Source organism: Streptosporangium sp. NPDC049644, assembly GCF_040675205.1.
In the GTDB taxonomy this organism is placed as follows: domain Bacteria; phylum Actinomycetota; class Actinomycetes; order Streptosporangiales; family Streptosporangiaceae; genus Streptosporangium; species Streptosporangium fukuiense.
This window is the reverse complement of record NZ_JBFAOJ010000059.1, coordinates 49,747-60,803: the sequence shown is the minus strand read 5'-3', so window position 1 is coordinate 60,803 and position 11,057 is coordinate 49,747. Positions and strand designations below refer to the sequence as shown.

10 protein-coding genes are annotated in these 11,057 nt (G+C 64.5%); 8 read left to right on the top strand and 2 right to left on the bottom strand.

What is annotated here, in order from left to right; genetic code table 11:
* The first annotated feature begins 114 nt into the window (after nt 1-114).
* On the top strand, nt 115-1,296 hold the full coding sequence (locus AB0J58_RS28495) for an amidase (protein WP_364221156.1): 1,182 nt from the start codon (nt 115-117) through the stop codon (nt 1,294-1,296).
* Between the two features lie 3 nt (nt 1,297-1,299).
* Here the strand turns inward: AB0J58_RS28495 and AB0J58_RS28490 are convergent, their stop codons facing one another.
* Nucleotides 1,300-2,340, bottom strand: a complete 1,041-nt coding sequence (locus AB0J58_RS28490; protein WP_364221144.1) for an Lrp/AsnC family transcriptional regulator — start codon at nt 2,338-2,340, stop codon at nt 1,300-1,302.
* A gap of 121 nt (nt 2,341-2,461) precedes the next feature.
* On the opposite strand from AB0J58_RS28490, the gene AB0J58_RS28485 reads away from it, so the two are divergent.
* Nucleotides 2,462-2,656, top strand: a complete 195-nt coding sequence (locus tag AB0J58_RS28485) for a hypothetical protein (protein WP_364221141.1) — start codon at nt 2,462-2,464, stop codon at nt 2,654-2,656.
* On the top strand, nt 2,653-3,531 hold the full coding sequence (locus tag AB0J58_RS28480) for an amino acid racemase (protein WP_364221138.1): 879 nt from the start codon (nt 2,653-2,655) through the stop codon (nt 3,529-3,531). The genes AB0J58_RS28485 and AB0J58_RS28480 overlap by 4 nt, the downstream gene beginning before the upstream one ends.
* A gap of 380 nt (nt 3,532-3,911) precedes the next feature.
* Here the strand turns inward: AB0J58_RS28480 and AB0J58_RS28475 are convergent, their stop codons facing one another.
* Complete coding sequence (locus tag AB0J58_RS28475; protein WP_364221153.1) at nt 3,912-4,253, bottom strand: ATP-binding protein; 342 nt, start codon at nt 4,251-4,253, stop codon at nt 3,912-3,914.
* Nucleotides 4,254-5,753: 1,500 nt separating this feature from the next.
* Here AB0J58_RS28475 and AB0J58_RS28470 point away from each other — a divergent pair.
* The 5 genes from AB0J58_RS28470 (at nt 5,754) to AB0J58_RS28450 (ending at nt 10,909) form a co-directional block, all read left to right on the top strand.
* Nucleotides 5,754-6,827 carry a hypothetical protein gene (locus tag AB0J58_RS28470; protein WP_364221135.1) on the top strand — a complete coding sequence of 358 codons (1,074 nt, stop codon included), beginning with the start codon at nt 5,754-5,756 and terminating at the stop codon, nt 6,825-6,827.
* Nucleotides 6,824-7,132: a hypothetical protein gene (locus AB0J58_RS28465; RefSeq protein ID WP_364221132.1), complete on the top strand. Its 309-nt coding sequence runs from the start codon at nt 6,824-6,826 to the stop codon at nt 7,130-7,132. Before AB0J58_RS28470 ends, AB0J58_RS28465 begins: the two co-directional genes overlap by 4 nt.
* A gap of 642 nt (nt 7,133-7,774) precedes the next feature.
* The gene (locus AB0J58_RS28460; RefSeq protein WP_364221129.1) at nt 7,775-8,845 is read left to right on the top strand and encodes a hypothetical protein; all 1,071 of its coding nucleotides are present in this window, start codon (nt 7,775-7,777) and stop codon (nt 8,843-8,845) included.
* Nucleotides 8,846-8,888: 43 nt separating this feature from the next.
* Nucleotides 8,889-9,674 carry a class I SAM-dependent methyltransferase gene (locus AB0J58_RS28455; protein WP_364221126.1) on the top strand — a complete coding sequence of 262 codons (786 nt, stop codon included), beginning with the start codon at nt 8,889-8,891 and terminating at the stop codon, nt 9,672-9,674.
* Nucleotides 9,671-10,909: an MFS transporter gene (locus AB0J58_RS28450; RefSeq protein WP_364221123.1), complete on the top strand. Its 1,239-nt coding sequence runs from the start codon at nt 9,671-9,673 to the stop codon at nt 10,907-10,909. The genes AB0J58_RS28455 and AB0J58_RS28450 overlap by 4 nt, the downstream gene beginning before the upstream one ends.
* Nucleotides 10,910-11,057: the final 148 nt, after the last annotated feature.

The following is an 11,057-nucleotide window of genomic DNA, read 5'->3' as shown; positions in this document are numbered from 1 at the left end:
CCCTCACTCCTCCCCTCTTACCCTACACGAGGCGCTTCCGATCTGACCCGGCGCGCCGGGTCCGTCACCGGCTGCGCCCCTGTGGCCGGGGCGGGCGTTAGGAGGTTCTTGACCGTGGAACACGAGGCGGCGATCGCCAGGTCCGCCGAGGCCATCCGCCTGCACAGCGGGCACAACATCCTCATCGAGTCCGGCCCCGAGCCGGTCATCGACCGGCTCGCACACCGCGACCGGCTGCTGCCCGCCACCCCGCCCGAGCTGTGGGCCTGGACGTTCGTGGTCAAAGACATGATCGATGTCGCCGGGCTCCGCACGACCCGGGGATCCGTCCTGTACGGGAGCGAGGAGGCGCTGACCACCGCGCCGTGCGTCGAACTGCTGGAGCGCGCCGGGGCGCTGCTGGTCGGCAAGGCGAACCAGCACGAGTTCGCCTGGGGCGTCACGAGCGAGAACCCGCACTGGGGCGATGTGCGCAACCCGCGCCACGAGCACCTGGCTCCCGGCGGATCGAGCGGCGGCACGGCCGCGGCGCTCGCCGCCGGGATCGCCCGGGTCGGCCTCGGCACCGACACCGGCGGCTCGGTGAGGATCCCGGCGGCCTGCTGCGGCGTGGTCGGACTGCGCCCAAGGGCCGGCGTCCTTTCCTCCGAGGGGGTCGCGCCCCTCGCCCCGATGTTCGACGTGGTCGGGCCGATGGCCACCTCGGTCGCCGACTGCGCGCGCGTGTGGCGGGTGCTCTCCGGGGAGGCCGTCGAGCCACCGCGCTCGCTGTCGGGGCTGGTCGTCGGCGTCGCCGAAGGATGCGCGCAGGCCGGGGAGTTCGCGGACCTGGGCGCCGAGGTCCGCGAGATCGCCCTGCCGTACGAGATCCTCGCCCCGTACTGGACGATCGTGGGCGCGCAGGCCCGGCGCACCCACGAGGCCACCTACCCGGTGAACGCCGCGAGCTACAGCGCGGGCGTGCGACGGAAGCTGGACGACGCCGCCGGGATCGGCCATCGGGAGTACCGCCGGGCCGTGGAGGAACTCCTGGCCGTCCGGACCGGGTTCTCGGCGGAGATGTCCGGCGTCGACGTCCTGATCACACCGACACTCGGTGGCCCCGCGCCGCGGGCCGGCTGCGACGAGGCCGCCGTCCGCGGTGAGGTCGGCCGGATCACCTCCGTCGTGTCCGCGCTCGGCCTGCCCGCACTGGCCATCGGAGACCTGCAGGTGGTGGGGCGCGGCGAGGCCGACGTGCTGCGGGCCGGCCTGTGCTGGGAGGGCAGCGGAGGCGCGATCCCCGCGCCGCGCTGAACGTCAGATACGCGGCGACAGGCTCCACGGGTCCACCGGGACGACGCCTGTGCAGCGGCCGGAGGGATCGAGGACCCGCCCGTAGAGCTTCGACTGCCTCAGGACGATCTGCCGGTCGGCGATGCTCACATACGGGAACCGCTCCTCAAGGCGCATCACCAGCGGATGCAGGTCGGAGACCCCGTGCAGGCCGACGGTGAGGAGCATGTTGCGGGCCCCGGCGAGCGCCGCGCACGTCCGCGTCTCCGGCCAGTCGAGCAGCGCCCGGCCCGTCTCCTCCAGCAGGCCGTCCGGCATCCGCAGCCACAGCACCGCCGAGGAGTGCCAGCCCGCGTGAGAGCGCGCCAGGTCACAGCGGAAGTCGATGTCGCCGGTCGCGACCAGGCGTGACAGCCTGCGCTGCACCGTGCGCTCGGACTTGCCGACGGCTTCCGCGAGCTCGGAGTAGGTGGCGCGACCGTCGGCGAGCAGGGCCTTGAACAGCAGCCGGTCGACCTCGTCCATCTGCCTGGTGGACTCCGCCGGCCCGGGCTGCCTGACCAGCGCACCCGCGGATCGGGGCGGCAGCACCCGCAACCGCCAGCGGCACGAGGCCTCGAAGACGCGCGTGGCGACGTGGGTGCGCACCTTCGCCACGCCGGGCACCCGCGGCAGATCCGTGAGCAGGTAGTCCGCCAGCGCCGGCATCGACGCGGCGACGGCGATCACGAACAGGTCGTGACCCGCGGCGACGTGCTGCACGGTGATGAGGTGGTCCGCCGTCGCGAGCGTGTCGGCAACCTCGACCGCCGCCCCGGCCTCGCAGTCGATCTCCAGGAAAACCATGCTCATCGCGTGCATCTGGCGATGCCCCAGGGCGGCGGTGGTCCATGCCTCACCCGTACTGTTCAGCCGCTGCCAGCGCCGCGCCGCCGTCACCGGGTCAGCGCGGGTCGCCGTCCCGACGTCCACCCAGCTCGCTCGCGGGTTGATCTGGAGGGCGTCGATGAGTTCGAGGTCGGTCTCCGACAGCAACCGCTGGGGCTCGATGCCGGAAACCTGCACGATCACTCCTTTGGTGTCACATTGCTGCGTCTGAACACCGGGTTCACCTTATACCTCGATCCTTGTGCGGGCAGCCGCCCCCGGCTCGCCCAGCTCACCGCACGGGAGAGGACGCTTCCCAATGACCCAGCCCCACGATTGCGCCCCGGTGCCGGCCGGGGGACGGGCCGTCGATCCCGGGTCCGGCCCGCACGCGGTCGCGGACCTGGCCGTCGTGGTCACGGGCGGGCGTCCCATGTCGCCCGGCGCCTTCTCACGCCCGCCCGGCGCCGGCACGGCACTGCCCGGCCACGTCATCGCCGGCGGTGCCCGGTGAGCGAGACCCGGCTGGTCGGCGTCCTGGGCGGCATGGGCCCGGCGGCCACCGTCGACTTCTACGGCAAGCTCGTGGAGGAGACGGCGGCCACCTGCGACCAGGGACACGTGCCCGTCGTCATCTGGGGCGACCCCCGCGTCCCCGACCGTTCTTTGAGCCTGCTGGGCGACGGCGAGGACCCGACCCCGTACCTGCGGCGCGGCATCGAGGGACTGAGGCGGGCGGGGTGCGAGGTGCTCGCCGTGCCCTGCAACACCGCCCACGCCTTCGTCCCGCGGCTGGCGGAAGAGGCCGGGCTGGAGCTGGTGAGCATCATCGAGGTCACGGCCGACGCCCTCGCCGCCGACGGCGTCCGCGCGGCCGGCGTGCTGGCCACCTCGGGTACCCTGCACGCCGGTCTGTACGCGGAGGCTCTGCGACGGCGCGGCGTGGCGGTGGTCGAGCCGGACGGGCCCGGCCAGCTGCAGGTCACGGCGGCCATCGGCGCCGTCAAGAGCGGCGGCGTCCGACCGGCCCATCGGCGGGCGCTGGAGGAACTCTCCCGCTCCCTCGCCGATCGCGGCGCGGAGCGGGTCGTCACCGCGTGCACCGAACTCGTCCTGGCTCTGGACGGCTCCCGCGTCCCCGTCCCGATTCTCGACCCCGCTCGCCTGCTGGCCCGCCGGGTCGTCGACATGGTGCTCGGCACTCAGCACCTCCTGCCGCACCCTCGAACGGCCGGCCACAACCCGACCGTCATGACCGGCGCGCCCACGGCGGCTCCGGTGAGCAGGCCCAAGATGGTGTCGAGGCTGTCGTCGGAGCCGTCGATCTCCGCTCCGGCGGCCCGCAACAGCGGTACCAGGGCCGCCGCCGTCAGCACCAGCACGGCGTAGGACTTCGGGTTGAGGAAGACGTCGCGCCGCGGAGTCCGCGACGGGGACGACGATCTGACGCCATCCCGCCGGGTCCGGAAAACCGAACCGCTCATATCTGGTGAACTCGGTCAGAGATCCACGATTGCCAAACGCGACTCTCAGGCGGTCGCGGCTGCCCAGCAGGATCTACAGAGACTTACCTACACCACTGTGCCCCCGTACGGCGGGCGCCTTCGCGTCCTGCCGGTCCGTCCCGACCGTCATCGCAGTGGCTCGGTCCCATGCCGGCGCCGCCACCTTGCCGGGCCATAGCGGACCGGCAGGTGGCACGACCCCGATGATCGGGAGGATTACCCGAATTCGCCTTTCGCCGTTTCAGGAGGCCTTGGCGGGAGACCTCAGCTGGGCTGTTCCTCGGGGAGTGGCGGTGGGGACGTCAGGGTGCACCAGACGATTTTGCCGCCGGGGGTGGGGCGGTAGTAGCCCCAGTCGGTGGCGAGGAGGTCGACGAGGTGCAGGCCGCGGCCGTGTTCGTCGTCGGGGGCGGGGTCGCGGACGACCGGGGTGAGCGGGCTGGCGTCCCAGACGCGGAGCACGACGGTCTCGCCCATCCGGTAGAGGTCCATCCAGATCTGGTCCGGGTCGGCGTACCGGATCGCCTTGGCGGCGTCGGGGCACGCGGCGTGCGCGGTGATCGCGTTGGAGACCAGCTCGGAGACGACGAGCTGGGCGGTCTCGATCAGGTCGTCCCGGTGCCGGCTCTCCAGTACGCATCGGAAATGCTGTACATCACGGCTGTGGATGTCAGCACGATCCCATCAGTACGGCTTCATCCGGTTCCGACCGCCGGCGGCCACAGCTGTACCCGGTAGAACTCGACGCAGACGACGTCAGCGGGGAAGTCGGGTTCCTCGGTGTTGGTCAGTTTCCTGGTCTGCACGCGAGTCGACCAGGAGGCGTCCTTCACCCCGGTGTCGAACTGGAAATACTCGTCCCACTCCTCGGAGAAATGCTGGACGAGACCACTGAGGTGATCTCAGCGAATTTTATTTCAGATAGCCGTGTTCGAAATGAGGGAGAACGACGAGTGCGGTTTTGACGATGTCGCCGATTTTGCTGGGTTGGCGGTGATGCACTGGAGGGTGTGCCGGCGTTGTCCGAGCAAGGCGAAGCCTCATTCTCCCAGGCAGCGCAGGAGCGCGTTGCGGGTGTGGGTGTGGGTGCCAAGATCGAGACATCGCCCGTCAGAGGGTTGTTTGCCCGGGGTGAGAATGCCGGCGCCGTCGTAGCCTCCATGACACCTCGCCGCAGCGGACCCGGACCTACTCCGCACGTCAGGGTTCTCCAGAGATCATGCGTCCACCAAACCGGGTCAACTTCAAGCAGGCGCCCACACCCGGATACGCACACGCTGCTGGTCCGATGCTCGATCGCGGCCCCGTTGGAGGTGGAGTTCTTCCTGGCCCATGTCCCGGTCAGCACCGCCGTCACCGAGGTGATCGACGCGGCCGGGATGCGCTGGAGGATCGAGGAGAACAACGAGCACGGCAAAGACCTGCTCGGCCTGACCCAGTACCAGGTCCGCAAGTGGACGCCCTGGCACCGGCACGTCACCACCTGCATGCTCGCACTGGCGTTCTTGGCCGTCATGCGCGCCCCCTGCCCGCCGACGCTGATGAAACCGCTGACGAGGGAAAAGACCATCCGCTCCTGGAGGCACCACCGCGCTGAGGCCCCTGCGGCTGTCTCTGGCCGAGATCCATCGTGTTCTGGCCCGGCTGTTCATCCCCGCGGCCAATGCCATCGATCATGTCCTGGCCTGGTCGGACTTCCGGCGGCTTCACCAGATGCGTACCCTGATCAGCCACTGTCGGAGGCGCGGCAACCCACTCCCAGCGGACCTACGAATGTAGTACCGGTGTATCTTCGCGGACCCTGAAAAATCCGCGAACGCCACGTAACACATGACTCACGGAACGTTGTTGAAAAACATGAAGTCCCATGTGTTTACCGTGGTGGGGCGAGTATGATAATAAGCCATTACTCCGGAACCCGGCAGTGCGAGTTAACCACGAAGTTCCTCGCAGCGCTTGTCGGCAATTGTAAGTCAGGAATTTGACATTCTTGGTTGACCTTGAGTGCGAGCCTGATCTAACATCCGAAGGTGTCACGGACTCCTCGCTCCAGGATGCAGCAGGATGTGGCGAACTCATGCTTGTAGCTAAACCCCAGGGAGAGCTTTGCTCGTTCGCTCCGAGATAGACAGCAACCTTTCATCTGGCCCATTCGGAAGCTATGAACTCCTTCATGAGGATCACGACACCTTCCTCGAAGGGCGAGCTTGGGCGTACCATCTGGAATCTCCTCCAAAAACGGCGTTGACCAGCCCTCAGGTTTTGGCGCGCATTTCGCAGCGCATGAACCACGATCTAACAGGGTACGACCTGCCATGGGACCGCCTGTCTCCCATGCTCGGTGAAACGGCGGAGAGATGGACCTCGCCGGCTCCGTGGCTTGATGGACATCCTGTCTGGACGATCACAGATTGGGCCGACGCCGATGCACGGCAGTTGCTGAGCCTCATGCGTGAGATCTTCCGTTTCAGCGCGTTCGACGGTGAATTCCAGGCGGGCAGCGTCTCTTCGGACGATATGGCAAAAGTACGCAGGGCTTGTTCCATACTTCAAGAAGCGATTCCGCATATCTCCGCCAACACACTGCCGCTCGTGCGCCTGCTTCTGATGCCGGATACCATGGTTCCGTCCTGGCACCTGATGCAGATCCCGGAGAGCATCGGCATCGGCCAGACATTTCTGAGACAAGCAAGTGACCTCGTGATCGCGGAATCGATCCTTCATGAGTGCCTACACGAGAAATACGTTCAGCTTCGCCTGGTAAGAGGCTTGCTTGCTTCCTGCTACACCGACGACAGCAGTCCGGGGGTCCTTCTGCCTTGGACGCTCACCCAGCCAAGAAAAAGAATCTTCAAGGTCAATCGGACACTGTCGACCCTGCATGTATACGCTCACCTGACGGCTTTTCACGCTGCCGTTCTCGAGACTCCGGAACTGGTGGAACACCACCCCGAGGCCAGCGCTCGAATCCGCCTGAACTATGAGCGCGGCGCATATCTTTCAGAGGCTCTTTCATGGCGGGAGATAAGCAATCATTTAGGGTCCGACGGAGACCATCTTCACAAATGGCTGGAATCGAACGCGCTTGCTCCGGCGAGAAAGTTGGCCCGCGATCGAGAGATCGGTCTACGACCGTATCCCACCGAACGCTGGAGCAGAAGAGAATTGGTGAGCGCGTGACGGAGACGCAAACATCGATCAGGATCGCGCCCATATCAATCAAGGGCCGCTATTTCTTGTTCGCCCAGAATCCACCCACCGTGATGATGGTCGACGCAGCGACAGCGGTGGTGGCTCAACTCCTCGATCAACCCCAGAGCGATACCAGCGCCTGCCGAGAAAAGTATCTGGGCATCACAGGAAGGCGCGGGGTTTCGGAAGAGGTCGCCGGCTCCCAGTTCGATGCCGCCGTAACCGCGCTCCGGGCGGCCGGCCTCACCCGGCTCACCGACATCACACCGGGCGGAAACCTCAACCCGGGTTGATCTCCACAGAGGAGCAGAGCTCCACGGTGTCCCCGCCTTGACGAGGGATACGGCTGAATTCGTTGTCTCCCGCTGATCACGACCACATTCCGAACCTCATCCATCGGAATCCGGGACACGGGGCACTACTATCGGCCGCACTCAGCTATTAAGGCCAAAAGCCGCACACGGCTTCCGGTCAAGCAGCCCTCTTCACGCCCACACCAAAAGACTTGTCGTGCACGACACGGATTCGTGTCCAAGGGCAACGCTCGACGCACCTTTCGAAACCATTTTCCAGTCATGGAAGAGTCGACGCGACCAGTATTCCTGCACTCATCCCTACGGGTTTAGAGCACGACATGACCACGCACTTGCGTGGAGAAGTCCTCACTGCCCCATTGGGCTCTCAGTGCCCCCAAGGTCACCGGCTCGCAGCAGTGTGATCCGGACTACGAGCCAGAAGAAAGGGGGTGTAAAAATGACCGTCATCAACTTCGAGGACCTTCTTGAGGAGATCGACAACGAGCTGGGCGAGCCTGTCTCCACCGTTGTCGTGCCTGATGTGAAGGCGCAGGCCCAGTACCCGGGAGTGGTGTAACGGACGGGGTGGGCGAAAGGATCCTTTCGCCCACCCCCTTCAGCGGTTTAAGGAACGGTCACATGAACACTCAGTCGACGGACTTTTTGTTGCAGGGCCCCTTTGGTGATCCGGATGCTTTGAGGACGGACCTGGAGGTCTTTCACACCGGACTGGTCGACATGTTGGGTCGGTCAACCGGTGTTAACATGCCGGTGGTCAATGAATCCTTGTTGGGACGAAGTATCTGGCGCACCCACCTCGACAAGGCCTTCAAGGCATGTGTGATCCGTCAAGACCCAGGCGCGGCTCGGGAGATCCTCCAACAGGGCGTTCTGCTTCTCAGCCGAACTGGTGATCAAATTGAATTTCCCGTGCACGACAAGTCGTACAACCTGGCAGGAAACTGGACTCAACTGGAGCCGGGCCTTCTACAGATCCATGCGGTTCAGAACGACCTGCTCCCGCACAATATGGTCCCGATCGACGCGACACGGGATCACGCGGCCAAGGTCGCCGAGGGCGTAAAACTTCTGGTGGCGGCGCTCGGCGAACTCGCCGTTACAACAATGCGAAGCGTGTCAGGTGCCCTGATCATCGAATGCGACGCCATCGGTTCGGCCTTCATTGTCCCCGTCCCCGAGGTCTCGATCCTCAATCAGTCGCTTCTCGGGGATCCTGTGGCCGTCGCAGATGCCGTTATTCATGAAGCCTGCCACCAAAAGCTGTACGATCTGATCGCGGTTCGCCGTCTGCTCAAGCCGGGTTACGGAGGTCCGGGGGAACGCACCTACACGATCCCCTGGAATCCGGTGAACGGAAAACGCCGCAGGATGGATTCATTGATGATCCTGTCTGCATTACATGTCTACGCACATGTGATGGCTCTGATCATCTCCTTGGCTCGGATGGGCTATCGTCATCCGACCGTGTCCGCCGATCTGGAAACGTATTGGCGGCGAGCGAGGTTCTTTTGGCTGATAGCAGAGAAGGGGAGCATGTCAGAGGATCTCGGACCCGATGCCGCCGCCATGCTGGATTGGCTTATCGACACCTTTCGGCGTCATGCCTACGACATGCGAACGCTAGGGCGTCCGATCGACAACACCTATCTGCGAGACGCCGAGCGACAGGCGGTAACCACCGATGTCTAACCCATGGGGCGAGGATGCTCTTTTCGGGCCTTTTCGGTATATCATGCGAAAGTTTCCCAACACTCCCCTAATAAGCTTTTTCGAAGACGATTTTTATGCCTACCATAAATGTGGTGCCTGGCCTCAGCGATGGGATGTACCAGCCATCACCACCTTGGTGCGCATGGTTCACCCAGATACGATCATCGACCTGGGGTGTGGGGAAGGACGCATCACCTGGAATCTCTTCGAGAGCGGATTCACCGGAACCATTCTAGGGGTGGATAATTCGGTGTCCGCACGCACCGCCTTCCAGGAGCGATTTCACGATGAGGAGCGGGCACGCTTCCATTCCGGCGACCTGCGTACATCGCCTCTACACGGAACAAAGGCCGACCTGCTGGTAATGGGCGATGCGACCATCAACTCGTTTCGGACCCAGGAGGAGGTCCGGATGCTGCTACGGTACATAACGAGTTCGCTCACCCCTCAAGGGCATGCCATTATGGTCGTCTACCAAGATGGGATTCTCGAGCGTTTCGAGAAGTTGAGCGGGGCGATGGATGTCGTGGAATTCGAGGACGCTGAAGGCATTCGCCGCCTGCTCTGGCGAGGAGTTCACTACCAAGACCGGGATTTTCGACAGAACTACTTCATAGAATATCAGGGCCACCGCTTCCCAGGAGTTCTGGGCGTACATCGAGAGCGCATCTGGGAATCTGGTGAAATCATTGCCCTGGCAAAGGAAGCCGGTCTGAGCCTGAAGGCGAGTGAACTCACAAGGGTCGACCAAGGTGGCGCACAAGGGTGGCCATGCGACGTGTTGTTACTGCAAATGGATAGGGAATGACGTTCACAAGACCTCCCTTCGCCCTGGTCGCGCTCATCCTGGGAACGCTTGTTTCCGCGTTCGGAGACGGCATCGCACTTTTGGCGATGGTCCTGGACGCGGCGGACAAAGGCCCGACATGGTGGGTCACAGAAGTGTATTTCGCCGAACTGGTCCCCCCGCTGCTCCTGGCACCGGCTCTCGGCGCCTTCGTGGATCGCGCTAACGCCAAGAAGGTCTGGGTAGCGGCGGTCCTGCTCCAGGCCGCACTCTTCGCAGCGGCGACGCTGATTCCAGATTTCCACGTACGGGTCGCTCTTGTCGCTCTGGCCAATGTGCTGGCCGTTACCTCTTCGTCGGCCAGCTTCAAATTGCTTCCCACGGTCGCCGGGACGGCGGGCATCGAGAAGGCCAACGGCGGGCTCACGACAGCCCTGTCCATCGCCGGTCTGGCCGGCCCCGCTTTCTGCGGCGCCTTCCACCCCATAGTGGGATCCTCGTGGTTGCTCGGGCTCAACGGCACCACCTTCCTGGTGATGGCGCTCGTCGTCGGACTGGTCATCCCCGGTGAGATCGACAAACGCGTGTCGGTGGGCGGGAACCCCTTCGGCGGAGCACTCGACGGGTTGAGGGCCATGTGGCGATCTCCGATCGTCGGCCCGCTACTGCCCATCTTCGCGGGGGTCGTCTTCGCGACCTCCATCGAGGGCGTCGCCGGTGTCTTCTACCTGCGAGAGGTGACGAGCAGCGACGCCGTCTACGGTCTGCTGCTGTCGGCCTGGGCGCTCGGATCCATACCCGGCTCCCTCATCGGAGGGTGGAGCAGGGTGTCGCGCCATCATCTCGTCATGCTGCTGGGCGGAGCATTTCTCGTGTCGGCCGCACTGCTGGTCGAAGGGTTGGTTCCCATCGCCGCGGTTATCGGGTTGGCGTTCCTCATCGGTGGCTTCGGCAACGGTGTGCACAATGTCGGCGTCCGTAACGTGATTCACCACAACATCAGCCCGGAGATGCACGGCAGAGCATGGGCGTACTACCGCGTGCTCGTGAACACCTGCCTGGCGCTTGGGTACATGTCCGGAACCCCGGGAGTTTTCGTGGATGCCCGGACCGCGATCCTCGTTTCCGCACTGCTGTCCATGGTCGTCACTTTGCTCGCGATCTCGTGGTTTTGGAGACGACGTTCGGAAACGAGGGTGCCGCCAGAGGCCCGGGGCGGCGTCCAGACCGTTTCCAGACTCAAGGAGCCGCGGTGACAGGCCCTTCATCTGCGCGTGGAAAACACCGGGAATACGGCCAGAAAGCCATCTCGGACGAGAAAGACATGCCATTTAAGAGCCAGACATGATATCGCCGATAATTACTCGCCCAGTCTAGCCTTAGAAAACCAAGGCATCTCCACCC